At 67.4% G+C, this 18917-nt stretch carries 17 protein-coding genes; 9 read left to right on the top strand and 8 right to left on the bottom strand.

What is annotated here, in order from left to right; all coding sequences use genetic code 11:
• Nucleotide 1: 1 nt before the first annotated feature.
• Nucleotides 2–1054, top strand: coding sequence for a ribosome small subunit-dependent GTPase A (gene rsgA, locus EEB19_RS12180; protein WP_187586555.1), 1053 nt, complete (start codon nucleotides 2–4; stop codon nucleotides 1052–1054).
• Between the two features lie 19 nt (nucleotides 1055–1073).
• Here the strand turns inward: rsgA and EEB19_RS12175 are convergent, their stop codons facing one another.
• Both EEB19_RS12175 and EEB19_RS12170 read right to left on the bottom strand, forming a co-directional pair.
• A complete protein-coding gene (locus EEB19_RS12175; protein ID WP_187586553.1) occupies nucleotides 1074–1811 on the bottom strand; it encodes a GntR family transcriptional regulator in 738 nt (245 codons plus the stop codon).
• 65 nt (nucleotides 1812–1876) lie between these two features.
• Nucleotides 1877–2896: a LacI family DNA-binding transcriptional regulator gene (locus tag EEB19_RS12170; protein ID WP_187586551.1), complete on the bottom strand. Its 1020-nt coding sequence runs from the start codon at nucleotides 2894–2896 to the stop codon at nucleotides 1877–1879.
• A gap of 144 nt (nucleotides 2897–3040) precedes the next feature.
• On the opposite strand from EEB19_RS12170, the gene EEB19_RS12165 reads away from it, so the two are divergent.
• The 6 genes from EEB19_RS12165 to EEB19_RS12140 all read left to right on the top strand — a co-directional run bounded on the left by EEB19_RS12165 (nucleotide 3041) and on the right by EEB19_RS12140 (nucleotide 9554).
• Nucleotides 3041–4216 (top strand): phytanoyl-CoA dioxygenase family protein, encoded by a 1176-nt coding sequence (locus tag EEB19_RS12165; protein WP_187586549.1) that lies wholly within the window; start codon nucleotides 3041–3043, stop codon nucleotides 4214–4216.
• A 19-nt stretch (nucleotides 4217–4235) separates the two neighbouring features.
• Nucleotides 4236–5015 carry an SDR family oxidoreductase gene (locus tag EEB19_RS12160; RefSeq protein ID WP_187586547.1) on the top strand — a complete coding sequence of 260 codons (780 nt, stop codon included), beginning with the start codon at nucleotides 4236–4238 and terminating at the stop codon, nucleotides 5013–5015.
• Entirely contained in the window at nucleotides 5015–6067 is a 1053-nt protein-coding gene (locus tag EEB19_RS12155) for a Gfo/Idh/MocA family oxidoreductase (RefSeq protein ID WP_187586545.1), read from the top strand. Before EEB19_RS12160 ends, EEB19_RS12155 begins: the two co-directional genes overlap by 1 nt.
• Nucleotides 6068–6121: 54 nt before the next feature.
• Complete coding sequence (locus tag EEB19_RS12150) at nucleotides 6122–7012, top strand: sugar phosphate isomerase/epimerase (RefSeq protein WP_187586543.1); 891 nt, start codon at nucleotides 6122–6124, stop codon at nucleotides 7010–7012.
• Nucleotides 7009–8007, top strand: a complete 999-nt coding sequence (locus tag EEB19_RS12145) for a Gfo/Idh/MocA family protein (RefSeq protein ID WP_187586541.1) — start codon at nucleotides 7009–7011, stop codon at nucleotides 8005–8007. Before EEB19_RS12150 ends, EEB19_RS12145 begins: the two co-directional genes overlap by 4 nt.
• 155 nt (nucleotides 8008–8162) lie before the next feature.
• Nucleotides 8163–9554, top strand: coding sequence for an NAD(P)/FAD-dependent oxidoreductase (locus tag EEB19_RS12140; protein ID WP_187586539.1), 1392 nt, complete (start codon nucleotides 8163–8165; stop codon nucleotides 9552–9554).
• A gap of 140 nt (nucleotides 9555–9694) precedes the next feature.
• Here the strand turns inward: EEB19_RS12140 and EEB19_RS12135 are convergent, their stop codons facing one another.
• The 6 genes from EEB19_RS12135 to EEB19_RS12110 form a co-directional block, all read right to left on the bottom strand.
• Nucleotides 9695–10852, bottom strand: coding sequence for a LacI family DNA-binding transcriptional regulator (locus EEB19_RS12135; RefSeq protein ID WP_187586537.1), 1158 nt, complete (start codon nucleotides 10850–10852; stop codon nucleotides 9695–9697).
• A 150-nt stretch (nucleotides 10853–11002) separates the two neighbouring features.
• Entirely contained in the window at nucleotides 11003–11815 is an 813-nt protein-coding gene (locus EEB19_RS12130; RefSeq protein WP_187586535.1) for an ATP-binding cassette domain-containing protein, read from the bottom strand.
• 8 nt (nucleotides 11816–11823) lie between these two features.
• Nucleotides 11824–12882 carry an ABC transporter permease gene (locus tag EEB19_RS12125; protein ID WP_187586533.1) on the bottom strand — a complete coding sequence of 353 codons (1059 nt, stop codon included), beginning with the start codon at nucleotides 12880–12882 and terminating at the stop codon, nucleotides 11824–11826.
• Nucleotides 12883–12901: 19 nt separating this feature from the next.
• Nucleotides 12902–13927, bottom strand: a complete 1026-nt coding sequence (locus EEB19_RS12120) for a substrate-binding domain-containing protein (RefSeq protein ID WP_187586531.1) — start codon at nucleotides 13925–13927, stop codon at nucleotides 12902–12904.
• Between the two features lie 120 nt (nucleotides 13928–14047).
• A complete protein-coding gene (locus EEB19_RS12115) occupies nucleotides 14048–15376 on the bottom strand; it encodes an MFS transporter (RefSeq protein WP_187586737.1) in 1329 nt (442 codons plus the stop codon).
• Nucleotides 15377–15477: 101 nt separating this feature from the next.
• Nucleotides 15478–16806, bottom strand: coding sequence for a Gfo/Idh/MocA family protein (locus tag EEB19_RS12110; RefSeq protein WP_187586529.1), 1329 nt, complete (start codon nucleotides 16804–16806; stop codon nucleotides 15478–15480).
• Nucleotides 16807–16996: 190 nt separating this feature from the next.
• Between EEB19_RS12110 and iolC the strand changes: the two genes are divergently transcribed.
• Both iolC and EEB19_RS12100 read left to right on the top strand, forming a co-directional pair.
• Complete coding sequence (gene iolC, locus EEB19_RS12105; protein ID WP_262365615.1) at nucleotides 16997–17983, top strand: 5-dehydro-2-deoxygluconokinase; 987 nt, start codon at nucleotides 16997–16999, stop codon at nucleotides 17981–17983.
• The gene (locus EEB19_RS12100) at nucleotides 17976–18917 is read left to right on the top strand and encodes an aldolase (RefSeq protein WP_262365614.1); all 942 of its coding nucleotides are present in this window, start codon (nucleotides 17976–17978) and stop codon (nucleotides 18915–18917) included. The genes iolC and EEB19_RS12100 overlap by 8 nt, the downstream gene beginning before the upstream one ends.

The raw sequence follows: 18917 nt of genomic DNA, 5'->3' as shown, positions 1-18917 counted from the left end.
CGTGTCCCGCCGCGCCTCGAGCTACGACGAATCCGACGTCCGGATACGTCCCGGCAAGGGCAGCAGGCCACGCACCAAGCAACGCCCGAGCCACGATGACGCCGAGGACGCCATGGTCGTCTCGGTGGATCGCGGCCGGTGGGGCTGCGTCATCGGTGGTGACCCCGATCGTCGCGTGGTCGCCATGCGCGCACGCGAACTCGGCCGGACACCCGTCGTCGTCGGCGATCACGTCGCCGTCGTCGGCGACCTGACCGGCCGTCCGGACACGTTGGCGCGCATCGTGAAGGTCGCCGACCGCACCACGGTCCTGCGTCGCACCGCCGACGACACCGACCCGTACGAACGGATCGTCGTCGCCAACGCCGATCAGTTGCTCATCGTCACCGCGCTCGCCGATCCCCCACCGCGAACCGGATTCGTCGAGCGCGCACTCGCCGCCGCCTATGTCGGCGGCCTGACGCCGATCCTGTGCCTCACCAAGTCCGACCTCGCCGATCCGGCCGAGTTCACCCGGGCATTCGCCGACCTCGACCTGCCCATCGTCCTCGCGGGCCGCGACGACCCGCTCGAGGACGTCTCGGCCAGGCTGGCCGGCCACATCACCGCGCTCATCGGTCATTCCGGAGTCGGCAAGTCCACCCTCGTCAATCGCCTTGTCCCGGATGCTGATCGGGCGACGGGTGTCGTGTCGGGCGTCGGCAAGGGCCGGCACACCTCGACCCAGTCGGTCGCCTTGGCGCTACCCGAGACCGGCCAGGGGCGCGGATGGGTCGTGGACACGCCGGGCATCCGCTCGTTCGGGCTGGCCCACGTCACCCCAGATGACATCGTCGACGCCTTCGATGATCTCCACGACGCGATCGAGGCGTGCCCGCGCGGGTGCACGCACCTCGGTCCGCCTGCCGACCCGGAGTGCGCGCTCGACGAGCTGACCGGGCAGTCGTATCGCAGGGCGATGGCGGTTCGCGCCCTCCTGATCGCGGTGACCGGCCAGACCCCGGACGGCACAACCGATCCCGAGACCGAGCAGTCGGCGCAGACCGACCGGTGACGCCGGCGGTAGCGGGACCTCAGCGGTCGACGACGGTCGTCTCGAAGAAGTAGCGATCTGCTCGGTATGCGTGCCGCCCCACCTCGACGACACGTCCGGCATCGTCGAAAGCGGTGCGCTGCATGGTCAGCAGCGGAGCACCCACCACGTCATTGAGCAATGTCGCCTCGTCGTCGTCGGCAGCCTTGGCGCCGATGCGCTGGCGGGCGAGCCGGATGTGTACGCCGCGCCCGCGCAATCCCTTGTAGAGACCGCCGGTCTCGAGCTCCCCGGCGGGTGGGCAGATCTCTGCCGGCAGGTGATTGATCATGAGCGCCAACGGTTCTCCGCCGGCACACCGGAGTCGCTTGACGGTGACCGCCTCCGCCCCGACGGCGAGGCCGAGTTCGGTGCGCAGTTCGTCGTCGGGCACACCGATCCGGTACTCGAGCAACTGGGTGCTCGGATGCATCCCCGCGGTCGTCAGATCGTCGTACAGACTGGTGAGTTCGACGGAACGATGCACCGGATTCTGCACGACCTGCGTACCGACACCGCGCTTGCGCACGACCACACCCTTGTCCACGAGTTCCTGGATGGCCTGCCGGATCGTCGGTCGTGACAGCTTCAGCCGGCCGGCCATGTCGAGCTCGTTCTCCAGGCGATCACCGGGAGCGAGATCACCGCGGACGATGGCGGCCTCGATGGCCTGCGCCAGCTGATGATAGAGCGGCACCGGGGTCGATCGGTCCAGCTCCACCGGGATGGGTGTGATCACGACGACACACTAACACCAGAAACCTGGACATTAATATGTAAAGACAAGAATCCGTCCGAGTGCTCTCAGTCGGGCAGATTGTGCGGGGTGATGATGTGGATGCCCGATGCCCGCGGCCGCTGATCCCCCGGCAGGGCACCGTGAAAGCCCATCACCGACTGCGCCACCTGGCGCATGTCGTCGCGCAGATCGTGGTGGAGCACAGCGGTGACATGCCCGCTGCGCAGCAGGTCACGGTTGGCATCGCCCAGGTCGTGCCCGACGAACACCTCGCACGTTCGGTCGGCAGCGGCGAACGCCGCGACGATGCCGCGATTGCCGCCGCCGATGGAGTACACGGCCGCGATCCCGGGGTGCTCGCGCAACGCGTGGGCGGTGAGGACTCGGCTGGTCGCGTCGAGGCCGTCCGACTCCGAGATCTCCACGATCCGCCGGCCGGGATCGTAGGTGCGCATGGCCGAGCGGAACCCCATCTCACGTTCCTCCTCGCCGCGGAACATCTCGCTGCTGGTGATGACCAGGATGTCGGCCTCGACATGTCGGAGCCACTGGCACATGAGATACGCGGCCGTCGCACCGGCGGCCCGGTTGTCCATGCCCACATAGGCGATCCGGGTGCTCATCGGGACGTCGGTGACCAGCGTGATGACGGGGATCCGCGCCGCCGTCAGCCGACCGATGACCGCCGCCACCTCCGGGGTGTCCGGCGCCTTCAGCACCACGGCATGACTCCCGTGCCGACAGACCGAGTCGAGTTCGGCGACGAGTTCGTCGACCTCCCACGTCTCTCTCAGGTGATAGCGAGCGCGCATCACGGCAGGCCGCAGGCCGGGCAGTTCCAGCTCGAGCGCCTCCCGGACGAGGTCGGAGAACCGACGCGGGGTCTCCATCACGAGATCGATGAGGAACCGCCGGCCCGAGAGACGCAGCTGGCTGCGCTGACGATCGAGGTCGGCGATCGCCTGCTCGACCTGGAGAACCGTTCCCTCGCGGACCCCCGGCCGCCGGTGCAGGACCCGATCCACGGTCGCCTCGCTCACCCCGGCCTGCCGGGCGATCTCGCGAACCGGATAGCGATGTGGCACGGAACACTCCTGAGGGATTCTTGATGGAAAACTGCCCTTGTCCGGACAATAGGATCTTGCCATTCTGAGTAGGTGATCATGGCGGAATCGCCGAGGGCCCCACACCTTCATCGCACCAACGTCATCAGAGAGGAGCGCGCGCCCATGACCTTGCGCAGCGCCACCACCCCCCGAGCGAACCGCATCTCCGCCGCCGAATGCGACCTCGACGACTTCATCGCGCTCACCCAGCGCACCACCGACCTCGCCGACTACCCGCACGCGGCGAGCACCGAACGCGGCGTCCTGTTCTACGACTCGGCCACCGTGACCGCACTGACCGGCGACGCCCGCGAGGCGCTCGCCGACGAACTGGCCGACGCACTGCTCAACGGTCCCGGCATCGTCGTGTTCGCCGGCGCGTTCGACGACCGCCACGGCCTCGCCGAGTCCACGACCCTGTTCACCGAGATCATCGCCGACCAGCACGCCGCGGGCGTCTCCAACGGCGACCACTTCGCCAAGCCCGGCGCCAACGACCGCATCTGGAACGCGCTGCAGAAGTTCGCCGAACGCGATCCCGCATTGTTCGCCCGGTACTACTCCAACGACGTCCTCAACCTGATCAGCGAGGCCTGGCTCGGCCCCTGGTATCAGGTGACCTCCGCGATCAACGTCGTCAACCCGGGCGGCGAGGCCCAGAACCCGCACCGCGACTACCACCTCGGATTCATGTCGACCGACACCGCCGCGACGTTCCGCGCGCACGTCCATCGACTGTCGCCTGCCCTGACCCTGCAGGGTGCGGTCGCCCATGTCGACATGCCGATCGAGTCCGGCCCGACCATGTACCTGCCGTACTCCCAGACCTACGAGGCGGGCTACCTGGCGTTCAATCTCCCCGAGTTCCGCGACTACTTCGCGCAGAACTACGTGCAGTTGCCGCTGTCGGCGGGTGACGCGGTGTTCTTCAACCCGGCCCTGTTCCACGCCGCTGGTCACAACACGTCGACCGACATCAAGCGGATGGCCAATCTGCTGCAGGTCTCGTCGGCCTTCGGGCGGGCCATGGATGCGGTCGACCGATCGACCATCATGCGCCGCATCTATCCGGCACTGCGGGAACTGGCCGCCACCGGTGACAGTCGCGCGGTCACGAATGTGATCGCCGCTGCCGCCGAGGGTTACGCGTTCCCGAGCAATCTCGACCTCGATCAGCCGATCACCGGACTGACCGGTGAATCCCAGGCGCAACTGCTCGCCCGGGCCATCGCCGACGACGTCGACCCGGCCCGTTTCGACGCAGAACTCACCGCACTCGACACACGTCACATCCCGTGATCGAAAGGATTCGCCGACGATGACCGATCAGCCGGCACTGGCCGACAAGGTACTGCTGGTCAGTGGCGGGACACAGGGCCTGGGGGCAGCGATCGTCCGCGCCGCCGCCAGTGCCGGTGCCCGCGTGGTGTTCAGCGGCCGAAACGCCGAGAAGGGCAAACGGCTCGCCGCAGAGTTCGACGGCCGGCCCGTCCGATTCGTCCAGGCCGATCTGACCGACCCCCGCGCGGCCGCCGACACCGTCGCGGCGACGGTCGCCGAGTTCGGGCGGATCGACTGCCTGGTCAACGCCGCGGGCACGACCTCCCGCGGAAGTCTTCTGGACACCACCCCCGAGCTGTTCGAGAGCCACGTCGCCATCAATCTGCGTGCCCCGTTCTTCACCATGCAGGCGGCGGTGCGGGACATGGTGGGCCGCAAGGCTCCCGGCAGCATCGTCAACATCATCACCATGTCGTCGTACGGCGGGCAGGCCTACCTCGCGCCGTACTCGTCAACCAAGGCGGGCCTGGTGGGCCTGACCAAGAACGCCGCGCACGCCCATCGATGGGATCGCATCCGGATCAACGGTCTGAACATCGGCTGGAGTGAGACCGAGGGCGAGGGTGAGGTCCAGAAGCGGTTCCACGGAGCCGGCGACGACTGGATCGAGGACGCCAACGCATCGGTGCCGATGGGCAAGCTGGGCCAACCTGACGAGATCGCCGATTTCGTCGTGTTCCTGTTGTCGGACCGGAGCGGCGTGGTTACCGGCTCGGTCATCGACTGGGATCAGATCGTGATGGGAGGGATCGACTGATGGGACTGACGATCGGGATCATCGGGCTCGGACGGATCGGCGCCTTCCACGCCGGCACGGTGGCCGACCTGCCAGGGGTCGACGAACTCGTCGTGACCGATGCCGTGCCCGCCGCCGTCGACGCCACCCTGCGCCGGCTGGATTGCGCCCGCCCCGCCGCCGACACGGACGAGCTGCTCGCGTCCGGTGTCGACGCGGTCGTGATCGCCAGCGCCACACCGACACACGCCGACCTGATCGAGAAGGCCGTCGCGGCCGGGATCCCGACCCTGTGCGAGAAGCCGATCGCTCTGTCGGTGGCCGATTCCGCGGAGGTCGTGCGACGCGTCGGCGACAGCGGGGTACCCGTCCGGATCGGATACAACCGGCGCTTCGATCCGGCGATGGCCGCCGCACGCGCCGCCGTCGTCTCCGGCGACCTCGGATTCATCACCACCGTCCGCTCGACCACGCTGGACCCCGCACCGCCACCGACGGACTACATCGCGGCGTCGGGCGGAATCTTCCGGGACTGCGCAGTCCATGACTTCGACACGGTCCGTTGGCTTCTCGGCGACGAGGTCGTCGAGGTGTACGCTATCGGCGGCAACCAGGGCGACCCGATCTTCGCCGATGTCGGCGACGTCGACACCGCCTCCGTCCTGCTCACCTTCGCCTCCGGCACCATCGGCGTCGTGTCGGTGACCCGATACAACGGACGGGGCTACGACTGCCGCCTGGAGGCGCACGGCAGCACCGACTCCGTCGTCGCCGGATGGGACGACGGCTCGCCGGTCCGGAACCTGGAGGTGGACAGCACTTTTCCCTCCGGATCTCCGCACCGCTTCTTCATGGATCGGTTCACCGCGGCCTACCGGGCAGAGCTGGGTGCCTTCTGCGAGGAGGTGCTGGGGACGAATCCGCGCAATGACCTGTGTACCGCGCAGGACGCCCTCGAGGTCGCGTTGATCGCCGAGGCGGCCACGCAGTCGGTCGCCACCCACAGACCCGTCCGCATCGATGACGTGCGATCGGCACACGCTGCAGGAAAACGTCTTTCGACGAACCGCTAGACCTCCCATCAGACGAGCACGACCGTGAACAGCACCACAGTGAGGACCACCACCATGACGACCACCGACCTCCGCATCGCCGCAGCCCCGATCTCCTGGGGCGTGTGTGAAGTGCCCGGATGGGGCTATCAGCTGAGCCCCGAACGCGTTCTCGGGGAGATGCGCGAACTCGGCGTCACCGCCGCCGAGACCGGCCCTGAGGGCTTCCTCCCGTCCTCGCCGGCGGAACTCCGCGACACCCTCGCGAGGTACGACCTGCAGTGCGTCGGTTCCTTCGTCCCCGTGGTGCTGCACAAGGCCGACCACGATCCCGCGCCTGCGGTGAACGAGGTCCTCGACCGTCTGGAGACCTCCGGCGGAGACGTTCTGGTGCTGGCCGCGGCCACCGGAGTCGACGGCTACGACGACCGCCCGGACCTCGGCGACGACGAGTGGACGACTCTGCTCGCCAACCTGGACCGCCTGGGCGAGCTCGCCGAGAGTCGCGGTGTGACCGCGGCCCTGCACCCCCATGTCGGCACCATGATCGAGAAGCGTGACGAGGTCTACCGCGTGCTCGAGAACTCGACCATCGGTCTCTGTCTGGACACCGGGCATCTGCTGATCGGTGGCACCGACCCGCTCGAGGTCACGCAGGCGTTCACCGACCGCATCACCCACGCCCATCTCAAAGACGTCAAGGTCGAGCTGGCCGAGCAGGTTCAGAGCGGTGCGCTCACCTACACCGACGCCGTCGCGCAGGGCATGTACGTACCACTCGGCGCCGGCGAAGCGCGCATCGCCCGCGTCGTCGGCACGCTCGTCGACGCCGGATTCACCGGTTGGTATGTCCTCGAGCAGGACACGATCCTGGGAGATGAGGCCGACGGCGACGCCGCCGCCGGCAACGTCGCGGTGTCGATGTCGTTCCTGCGCAAGGTCGCGCAGCGTCCGGTGCACGTATGAGCGACGCGGGCACGCCTCTGCGCATCGGAATCCTCGGCGCATCACGAATCGCCGAGACCGCGCTCATCGGGCCGGCACAGGCACTCGGCCACCGACTGGTCGCCGTCGCCGCGCGTGACCGCGGCCGTGCGGCCGCCTTCGCCGACAAGTACGGCGTCGAGCGAGTCCTGGCGTCCTACGACGAGGTGATCGCCGACCCCGAGGTCGACGTCATCTACAACCCGCTCGCGAATTCGCTGCACGGACCCTGGAACCTCGCCGCGATCCGTGCGGGCAGGGCCGTCCTGTCCGAGAAGCCGTTCGCGCGCAACGAGTCCGAGGCGCGCGAGGTCGCCGCCGCCGCGCGGACCGCCGGAGTGCCGATCCTCGAAGGCTTCCACTACCTGTTCCACCCACTGATGACGCGGACCTTCGAACTCCTCGACGGCGGGGCGATCGGCACCGTCCGCGACGTCGAGGTCGTGATGGCGATGCCGGCACCCGGCGACGACGACCCCCGCTGGTCCTACGATCTGGCCGGCGGCGCGCTGATGGACCTCGGCTGCTACTCGCTGCACGTCTCACGCGTGCTCGGCAAGTGGTGCGGCGGCGACCCGGAGATCACCGGTGGTCGCGCGGTGCTCCGGAGCCCGCAGATCGACGAGTCGTGCATTCTCGATGTGCGATATCCGAACGGCGCGAAGGGAACCCAGGCGGTGTCGATGGTCGCGGGCGAGTTCGTCTTCAGCCTGCGGATCGTCGGCGACGAGGGCAGCCTGTACCTGCACGACTATCTCGGCCCCAACCGCGACGACCGTCTGACCGTGGTGTCGGCGACACGCGGCACCGTGTCCGTCGAACATCTCGGGACACGGTCGACCTACACGTATCAACTCGAGGCGTTCGCCGACGCGGTGCGACACGGGACGTCGTTGCCCATCGGACTCGACGACGCCGTCGAGAACATGCGCTACCTCGACGACGCCTACCGAGCCATCGGACTCGACCCGCGCTGAGGAGATCGAGGGGAATATCGACTCGCGCCGAGACCGTTGAGGTAGGTAGCATCATCAACGCGACTGGCGTGGCCGGGATCGACCGGCGTGGAGCGAACGACTTCGGACATCGACCGCCTGGGTGTCCCGGAGGTGAATCGCTGGAAGGTAGTCGCATGGATTCTGAATCGCTCAACGCGCACGCCGAGGAGACCCCGACGCGCCATCGGGTCGTCGTCATCGGTTCCGGCTTCGGTGGGTTGACCGCCGCCCGCCGGCTCGCCAAGGCCGACGTCGACGTCACGGTGATCGCACGCACGACCCACCACCTCTTCCAGCCGCTGCTCTACCAGGTGGCGACCGGGGTGATCTCCGAGGGTCAGATCGCCCCGCCGCTGCGAGTGATCCTGCGCAAGCAGGACAACGTGCGCGTGGTATTGGGTGACGTCGAGCAGATCGACCTCGAATCCCGCACGGTCACTTCACGTCTGCTCGACCGTGTCACCGTCACCGGCTACGACAGCATCATCATCGCCGCCGGGGCGGATCAGTCCTACTTCGGCAACGATCAGTTCGCCGAGTTCGCACCCGGACTCAAGACGATCGACGACGCCCTCGAGTTGCGCGGTCGTATCCTCGGCGCGTTCGAGCAGGCGGAGTTGTCGACGGACCCGGTCGAGCGCGAGCGACTGCTGACCTTCGTGGTGATCGGCGCCGGGGCGACCGGCGTGGAGATGGCCGGCCAGATCGCCGAGATGGCGACGAAGACACTGCGCGACGCGTTCCGCAACATCGACCCGACGGACGCGAAGGTCATCCTGCTCGACGCGGCCCCGGTCGTCCTCCCACCGTACGGCGGAAAGCTCAGTGAGCGGGCCACCGCGCGGCTGGCCAAGAACGGCGTCGATATTCAGATGGGCGCGATGGTCGTCGACATGGACTATCACGGTCTCGTCGTCAAGGACGCCGACGGCACACGTCGCCGTATCGAGAGCCAGTGCAAGGTCTGGTCGGCCGGAGTCGCCGCCAGCCCGTTGGGACGTCAACTGGCCGAGCAGTCCGGCGTCGAACTCGACCGTGCGGGCCGGGTGAAGGTCCTCGAGGACCTGACGGTGCCGGATCATCCGGAGGTCTTCGTCGTCGGCGACATGATGGCCGTCGAGGGTGTCCCCGGGATGGCTCAGGGTGCGATCCAGGGTGCGAAGTATGCCGCATCGGCGATCACCGCCGGACTCACCGGCGCCGCCCCGGAGAATCGAAAGCCGTTCTCGTACTGGGACAAGGGCTCGATGGCCACCATCGCACGGTTCAGCGCCGTCGCCAAGATCCCGGTACCGGGTACGTCCCGCAGTATCGAGATGGCGGGCTTCGTCGCCTGGATCGGTTGGCTGGTCCTGCACCTCGTCTACCTCGTCGGGTTCCGCAATCGGTTCACCACGCTGGTCGACTGGTTCTTCGCGTTCACCACGCGCAGCCGCACCCAACTGGCCATCACCGAGCAGCAGGTGTTCGCACGCAATGCGATCGATGAGCTGGAGGAACGGACGAGGATGGACGAGGCCGCGTAGGCGACCTGTTTTCACCCGCGGGCTGTTCGTCGGCCGCTGTTGATCCGCCGGCCGTTCGCCCCCGGTTGTGTTCGTCCCCCGGCTCTGTGCTCGTCCGCTGGTTGCAACCGCCGGACGATCACACAACCGGGGGACGAACGCTATGCGGTCGTCGACACCTGCACGACCTTGCCCGCCTCGCGCGCCTTGGTGACCCACACCTCGCGCGCGTCGGCGGGCAAGGCGATGAGGATGGCGTCGATGTCCGGGTCGTCGATCAGATCCTCGTAGATGCCATAACTGACCATGATCCCGAGACGATCGGCGATCTCCCACGCAACCGCCGTGGATGCGCTGGCGACGACCTCGATCGCTCCGGACATCGTTCCGGGAGTGCCGAGTTCGCGGACGAGTTCGTCGCTGCATGAGTCCGCGAGCAGACCCCAGCGGACCGGCGTCGCGGCACCGTGATCCGTGTCGTAGCCGTCAGGAGGCGACGTCGTGCCGCGCACCATCAATTCGGGCTCGAGCGCCAACGATCCGTAGAAGCCGAACCCACCGGTGTTCGCCGTCTCGGACGAATCCCCCACCAGCGATGCGACGGCGTCGATGGCGGCGCGGGCGAGTCCGCCGACGTCCTGACGGATCGTCGTCAGATTCACGTGTCCGAGAACCGCGTGCGGGCCGTCGTCGTAGCCCACCACCGACATGTCCTCGGGGATGCGGACACCGTTGTGTCGCATCACATCGATGAATCCGACGGCCATCCGGTCGTTGGCGAGGAACGTGGCGGTGGGTAGATTCCCTTCGGCGAGAAGCCGTTCGGCAGCCAGAGCCCCGGCCTCCTCGGTGTAGTCGCCGACGAGAGTGCGACAGTCGTCGCGGTGTCCCGCGGCGGTCATCGCGCCCAGGTAGCCGCGCAGCCGCTCGGATGCGCAGGGGTGATCGCCGCCCTCGACGTGGGCGATCGACGTATGGCCCAGATCGATCAGGTACTGCACCGCGAGATGGGCACCTCGCCACTCATCGGTGCCGATGGTCACCGCGGTGACGTCGGGGATGCGCTCGCCGACCACGACGATGGGAACCGGTACGTCGAAGCGGTCACCGTACTCGGCACCGACGACGATGACCACGTCGCATCCCTGGGCGACGAGATCCGCGACGGCTCTCCCCCGCGTCCGTCGGCCGGTGTGCAGTCCGAGCGACATCCGGTAGCCGGCGTCGTCGGCCGCGAGATAGAGCTCGTCGATCAGGTCTGCCTCGAACGGGCTCGACGCGCCGAACACAACCCCGACCAGGCGATGATCGTCGGTCATCCCCACATCCTCTCTCTCACGGAGACGATATCTCTGTCACCGCTGAACTCCTCCGGGACAACGTATCCCGACCGTTCGCGGCATGTACACGAAATGGGACCCGCCCGGCCCCTTCGGAGCCGGGCGGGTGGACTACTCGCGGTGAGCGACTCAGCGGCGCAGTTCGTGACTGAGCGTGTCGAGTTCGTCGCCACCGGCCATCTGCTGGGTCAGCTCGTCGAGAGTGATCTCGTCGTAGGTGCAGTCCAGCTTCTGGCGTCCGCGGTTGAGGAGGACGAAGTGGTCGCCCACCATGTGCGCGTGATGCGGGTTGTGGGTGATGAACACGACCCCGAAGCCCTGGTCACGCGCGGCCGAGATGTAGCGCAGCACGGTGCCGGATTGCTTGACACCCAGCGCCGCCGTCGGCTCGTCGAGGATCAGTACCCGGGCGCCGAAGTAGATGGCCCGCGAGATCGCCACACACTGCCGCTGGCCGCCGGAGAGCGAGCCGATCGGCGCGTCGACGTCGGGCAGGTCGATGCCCATCTTGAACAGCTCTTCCTTGGTGGTCGCCCGCATCGACTGGATGTCGAGTGACCGGAACGGCCCCTTGCGCAGTTCCTGACCGAGGAAGAAGTTGCGCCACACCGGCATCAGACCGACGACGGCGAGATCCTGGTACACCGTCGCGATGCCGGTCTCCAGGGCGTGCTTGGGTGATTCGAGGAGGGTCTCCTCGCCGTCGATGAGCAGTTGCCCCTCGGTCTGCTGATGCAGGCCGGCCATGATCTTGATCAGGGTGGACTTGCCGGCGCCGTTGTCGCCGAGCACGCAGGTGACCTCACCGGCCTTGACCCGCAGGCTGATGTCCTTGAGCGCGATGATCGCGCCGTAGGACTTGCCGACGTTGCGGAGCTCGATCAGGGGCACCTTGCCGCCACTGGACTCCGATTCCGGTCGTGCCTCGATTGCTGAACTCATTACTCTGCTCACCTCTTCGCCGCGTAGTTGCGGAAACTGTTGTTGGCGATCACCGCGAAGAGCAGCATCGCGCCCATGAAGAACTTGAACCAGTCGGGATTCCAGCCCGCGTAGACGATGCCCTGGTTCACCATGCCGAAGATAAAGGCACCGATGGCCGCGCCGACCGCGGTTCCGTAACCACCGGTGAGCAGGCAGCCACCGACCACCGCCGCGATGATGTAGAAGAACTCGTTGCCGACACCCTGACCGGACTGCACCGTGTCGAAGGCGAACAACAGGTGCATGCCGACGAACCAGGCGCAGAAACCGACGAACATGAACATGCCGATCTTGACCTTGGTGACCGGCACACCGACGGCACGCGCCGAGTCCTGGCCGCCGCCGACGGCGAAGATCCAGTTGCCGACGCGGGTGCGCATCAGGACCCAGGTCGCGACGAGCGTGAACAGAATCCACCAGACGACCGTGATGCGGACCGACACTCCGAGGACCGTGAACGACGACGCGAACACCTTCTGCGCGGAGTCGAATCCGGCCATGTCCGAGATCGACGGCGTGGCGACCTGCCCGGTGACCAGCTTGGTGACCGCGAGGTTGATACCGGTCAGCATCAGGAACGTCGACAACGTGATGAGGAACGACGGGATCTTCGTCTTCATCACCAGATAGCCGTTGAAGAAGCCGACGGCCAGCGCCAGCACCAACGCCAGCACCGCGCCCAGCCAGACGTTGAGGTGCAGGTTGTAGGCGAGCATCGATGCGGCCAGGGACGAGAACGTCACGGCCACACCGGTCGAGAGGTCGAACTCACCGCCGATCATCAGCACCGCCACACCGCAGGCCATGATGCCGATGGTCGAGCTGGCGTACAGGACGGTGGCCAGCGCCTCCGGGGTCCGGAACGGCGCAGCGACGATGCAGAAGAAGATGAAGATCGCGATGGCACCGAAGAGTGCGCCGATCTCCGGGCGGACCAGCAAGCGCTGCAACGGCTTCTGCCGTTTCACCCGCTCGTCGGTGACGACCGTGTGTGTCGAGAGGTCGAGATCTTGTTGAGTACTCATGATGGATTCCTTCCGCCGGTCAGCGGGTGCCGTTCTTGGCATAGTCGGCGACGGCGTCGATGTTGGACTCGTCGATGAAGGCGGGTCCGGTCAGAACGGCCTGGCCACCGCCGATGGTGTTGCCGTTGGTCATGTAGAGCCACAGCGAGTCGATCGCGAGGTAGCCCTGCAGGTACGGCTGCTGATCGATCGCCCACTTCACGTCGCCGTTCTGGATCAGCGGAACGAGCGCGGCGTTGGTGTCGAACGTGACGATCTCGGCGTTGGAGCCGGCATTGCCCTTCGACTGCACGGCGGTCTGTGCGATCGGCGCACCGAGGGTGACCACCGTGTCGATCGACGGATCCTGCTGCAACTTCGCGGTCATCGTCGCCTCGACCGACGGCATGTCCTTGCTGTTGACGTTGAGGATCTCGAAGCCACCGCCGGTGAAGCCCTGTTTGACGCCGGCACATCGGGATTCGAGGGCGATCTGACCCTGCTCCTGGATGACACAGAGGACCTTCTTACGCCCGTCCTGGGTCAGACGCTCACCCGCTGTCTTGCCGGCGAGGGTCTCGTCCTGGCCGAAGTACTGCTGGACGCCCATCTGCTTCCAGTTGTCGTAGCCGGAGTTGAAGGCCACCACGGGGATGCCTGCGTCGATGGCCTTCTTGACCGCCGGAGCCATGGCGTCGGGCTTGGCGAGTGTCAGTGCGATGCCGTCGACCTTGCTGTCGATGGCGGTCTGCACCAGGTTGGCCTGATTCGGGGCCTCGGGATCCGAGGAGTACTGCAGTTTGATGTTGTCCTTCTTGGCCGCCATCTCCGCACCCTTGCGGATGAGATCCCAGAACGAGTCACCCGGGACCTCGTGCGTGATCATCGCGACGGTCTTCTCGGGAGTGCCGGCGTTGCCCGCGCCCCCGCCGCCGTTGTCGTTGTCCTCCGGCGCACCGCCGGTGCTGGAACACCCGGCGACGATCAGTACCGCAGACGTCAGCGCGGCGGCCGCCGCGATCAACCGCCCGCGACGCCCCTGACGGCGACCTGTCGTGGAATGCATCGTTGTCTCTTCCTCTCGATGTGCAGAGTGTTCGAGGGGACACTCTCCTGGCGATGATGTAATACCCGTCACACCCCCGCTGTCAAGACTTTGTCAAGACATTCTGATGTGGAGGCTCATTCAGGCTGGTCCGACGGCCCGCTCCCCAGCCCGGTCAGGCAGACGGAACGCGCCCACGACGCACACCAGCATCAGCACGGCGAGCAGGAGGAACGCAGCCGAATATGCGCCCGCGGGTAGCACATCGAGCGCGGCGAACGCCGAGACGGCCACGGCGCCGAGCGCCACCCCGAACGCCGAACCGAGTTCCTGGACGGCAGCGTGGACCGCGTTCGCGTCGCTCAACTCCGACGACTCGACGTCGGCGAACGCGAGCGTGTTGTACGCCGAGAAGCCGATCGACCGCAATGAGCCCGACACGACCAGAACGATCGCAATGATCAGCCCCGCGGTGTCCGGCCCGAGTCCGGCGAGAGCCCCGAAGGCGATCACCGACACCAGCAGATCCACCAGCAGCACCCGCCGGATTCCCCAGCGGCGCATCATCGGCGTCGTCAACGGTTTGATGACCACGTTGCCCAGGAACAGGGCCGTCACCATCGCGCCCGCGGCGACCGGGGACCAGCCGAACTGGAGTTGGAACATCAACGGCAAGAGGAACGGCACCGCGCTGATCACCAGGCGGTACACCGTCCCGAACCCCACCACCGACGCAAATGAATGCACCCGCAGCACATCCAGATTCAGCAATGGGTACGACGACGTCCGCATCCGTCGAACAGCCAGCCCACCCACGATGACCGCACCGACGAGCCACGCCGCCACCACGACCCACCGCGGTCGGTCCGCCGAGACCTCCTGCGCGGCCAGCATCGCCGCGGCGACCGCGAACGTGGTCAAGCCGACCCCGACGACATCGAGACGCCGCCGCGCGTCGCCCGTCTCCGCCGGACGACACCAGATCGCCGCCGCGCCCAACCCGACGATCCCGATCGGGATGTTGATCGCGAAGATCACCCGCCAGTCGGCATGCGTGACGATCAGACCGCCGATCAGCGGCGCCACCACCGGTGCGATCAACGCAGGCCACGTCAAATACGCGATGGCCCGGACCAACTGCCCCCGTTCGACCGTGCGTAACACCGCGAGCCGCCCGACGGGCACCATCATCGCCCCACCGGCCGCCTGCAGCACCCGCATGACCACGAGGGTCGTCAGATCGGGCGCCACCGCGCACCCGGCCGATGCCGCGGTGAACACCGCCCCGGCGATCAGGAACACCCGGCGGACCCCGAACCGATCGGCCACCCACCCCGACAACGGGATCAGGACCGCCAAGGTGATCAGGTACGACGTGACGACGACCGCCGCGTCGAGCGGACGGACACCCAGATCGGCGGCGATGGCCGGCAACGCCGTCGCCACGATCGTCGCGTCCAGGATCTCCATGAACAACGCCCCGGCGCCGAGCAGCGCCAACGCGTACGGGAATCCGTCTCCGCCGACCGGTCGACGACCACTCCGACGCCGGAAGGGACCGAACCGGCCGATCACCTCATCGAGGCCGGGGAGACCCAGGTCCCCTCGCGCACCGACGTCGTCATCGCGTCCAGGACCTCCGCGGCACGCACGGCATCGGCAATCGTCGCGCCCGCACTGGGCGCGCTCCCGGCGTCGGCAGCCGTCGACCCGCTCGCTCCGCTCCCGGCGTCGGCACCCATCGACCCGCTCGCTCCGCTCCCGGCGTCGGCACCCATCGACCCGCTCGCTCCGCTCCCGGCGTCGGCAATCGCCGCGCAGAACCGAGCCGCCTCGATCACCTTCAGATCGTCGTAGCTCATCGGGTTGGCCGCGCCGGGCTGGAATGCCGCGAAGTCGCCGCTGCCCGGGCCGACGAATCGCGTGGACACCGCGAGATCCTGATAGTCCGAACCCTGTCCGACCTCGAGCTCACCCATACGCCGATAGTCCCATCGCACGACCCCGGCGGTGCCGTGGATCTCGAAACCATAGGAGTTCTGCGCGCCGACCGAGACCCGACTCGCCTCGAGGACACAGCGGGCACCGGAGGCCAGCCGCATCTGCGCGGACACGTAGTCCTCGTTCTCCACGGGGCCGCGCTCACCGCCGGAGGCCAGCTGATGACCGGCCGTGGCTCCCGTCGGCTTCGGCCGCTCGGCGACGAAGATCGCGGTGTCGGCCACCAGCGAATCGATCTCGCCGAGCAGGAACCAGACCAGGTCGGCGCCGTGCGACGCCAGATCGCCCAAGACCCCGTTGCCACCCCGATCGCGCTGGAAGCGCCAGCTGAGCGCACCGTCGGGATGGGCCGCGTAGTCACTGAAGAGTCGGAAGCGGGCGTGCGTGACCTCGCCGATCCCGCCGGCCGCGATCAACTCGCGGGCCGCCGCGACGGCGGGCACGTTGCGGTAGTTGAACCCGACCGCGGTCGCCACCCCGGCATGTGCGGCCGCGGTGGCGACGGCACGCGCATCCTCGGCCGACAGCCCCACCGGCTTCTCGATCCAGAGGTGCTTGCCTGCCGACGCCACGGCGCAACCGATCTCGCGGTGCAGGAAGTTGGGTGCGGTGACGCTGACCGCGCCGATCGTCGGGTCGTCGACGACCTGACGCCAGTCGGCGACCGTGGAGGGCACGTCGAACTGGACGGCGGCCTGCGCCGCACGATCGGTCACCTCATCGGCGATCACCATGAGTCGCGGGACCGGCGAGATGTGCGGATAGTGGTGTCGGATACGTGCATACGCCTGCGCGTGAGCGCGTCCCATCCAGCCGAAGCCGATGATGCCGACCGGCAGGACGACGCCGGCGTCGTCGCGCGAGGTGGTGCCGGCCGCAGTGGCGGTGTCCACAGTCATCTCGAGTTCCTTTCGACAGGGGCCGCACGGCCCGTGTGATCTCCGACACTGACTATGCCAGGTAAGAATGTCAGGACAAAGTCTTGACTTTGGGATGTGAACTGACGCACAGTGGATGCCAGTGGAAGTCCCGACCCGACAGTCCCGAACCACGGGTCCCCATCCTTCGACCACGAGCAGGGAGCAGTACGTGAGCGTAGAACGCGAGACACCCGCCTTCGATGTGCTGGCCATCGGCCGCAGCGGTGTCGACATCTATCCGCAGCAGATCGGCGTCGGGCTGGAAGAGGTCACCAGCTTCGGCAAGTTCCTCGGCGGCAGCGCTGCGAATGTCACCGTTGCCGCGGCCCGCCTCGGACACAGCAGCGCGCTCATCTCCGGAGTCGGCGACGACCCCTTCGGCCGGTTCGTCCGGGGCGAGCTCGAGCGCCTCGGGGTCGACAACCGGTTCGTCGGCGTCGACGACGTGTATGCCACACCGGTGACGTTCTGCGAGATCTTCCCGCCGGACGACTTTCCGCTCTACTTCTACCGCAAGCCGACGGCACCGGATCTGCAGATCGAGGCCGCTGCGCTCGACACCACCGCCGTCCACGACGCCCGACTGTACTGGTCCACGGTGACCGGACTCTCTGAAGAGCCCTCGCGCAGTGCTCATTTCGCAGCATGGGAGGCTCGCGGTCGGCAGTCGCTGACGGTTCTCGACCTCGACTACCGCCCGATGTTCTGGTCGTCGGCGGATGCGGCGACCGAGCAGGTCCGACGTGCCCTGTCGCACGTCACTGTCGCCGTCGGCAACCGCGAGGAGTGCGAGATCGCCGTCGGTGAGACCGATCCGCACGCCGCTGCCGACGCCCTCCTCGACCTCGGCGTCGAACTGGCCATCGTCAAGCAGGGGCCGCGCGGCGTTCTCGGCAAGACACGCTCCGAGTCGATCGAGGTCCCGCCGATCCCGGTCGATGTCGTCAACGGACTCGGCGCGGGCGACAGCTTCGGCGGCAGCCTCTGCCACGGACTGCTCGAGGGCTGGCCCCTGGAGAAGATCCTGCGCCATGCCAATGCCGCGGGTTCCATCGTCGCCGGCCGACTCGAATGCTCGACCGCCATGCCCACCGCCGACGAGGTCGCCGCTCTGGCCGACTCCGCATCGACTGCACAGGAGAAGATCAATGTCTGAGGTCGCCACGACGGCGGGCCCGTCGACCACGACGATCAGCCCCAACGGAGCGTCCGTCTCGACCTGTTCTACCTACGCCGAGGTCACCGCCGTGCGCGCCACCCACCCGCAGGCCATCGCCGAGGCCTGGGCCCGACGGCGGCGGCGCTCGACCGTCAACGGTTCGGACCGTCTGATGATCGTCGCTGCCGATCATCCGGCCCGCGGCGCACTGTCCGTCGGATCCAATCCGACAGCGATGAACAGCCGTTCCGATCTGCTCGACCGGTTGCGCACCGCACTCGCCAACCCGGGCGTCGACGGCGTGCTCGCCACCTCGGACATCCTCGAGGATCTCCTGCTCCTCGGAGCCCTCGAGGACAAGGTCGTCTTCTCGTCGATGAACCGCGGCGGCCTCGCCGGCGCATCATTCGAACTCGACGACCGGATGACGGCCGCGACCGCCACGTGGACCATCGACGCGGGCCTCAACGGGGCCAAGATGCTCTGCCGCATAGACCTCGCCGACCCGGGCACGCTGAACATGATGACGGCATGCGCCGCGGCGGTGGACGACCTCGCCGCCGGCGGTTCGATCGCCATGCTCGAGCCGTTCCTGTCGTCGCGGGTCGACGGAAAGGTCCGCAACGATCTCTCGGCCGATGCCGTGATCAAGTCGATGCACATCATCCAGGGTCTGGGCTCGACCTCGGCGTACACGTGGCTGAAGTTGCCGGTCGTCGACGAGATGGAGCGCGTCATGGATGCGACGACCCTGCCGACCCTGCTGCTGGGTGGCGACCCGCAGACCGCCCCCGACGAGACGTTCGCGAGTTGGGAACGTGCACTGCGCATCCCGTCGGTTCGCGGACTCATCGTCGGACGAACCCTGCTGTACCCGGCCGACAACGACGTCGCCACCGCGGTCGACACCGCGGTCAACCTGGTGAGGTGA

It is taken from the genome of Gordonia sp. OPL2 (assembly GCF_003797825.1).
Taxonomy (GTDB): Bacteria; Actinomycetota; Actinomycetes; order Mycobacteriales; family Mycobacteriaceae; genus Gordonia.
This window is presented reverse-complemented; position numbering and strand designations above follow the sequence as displayed.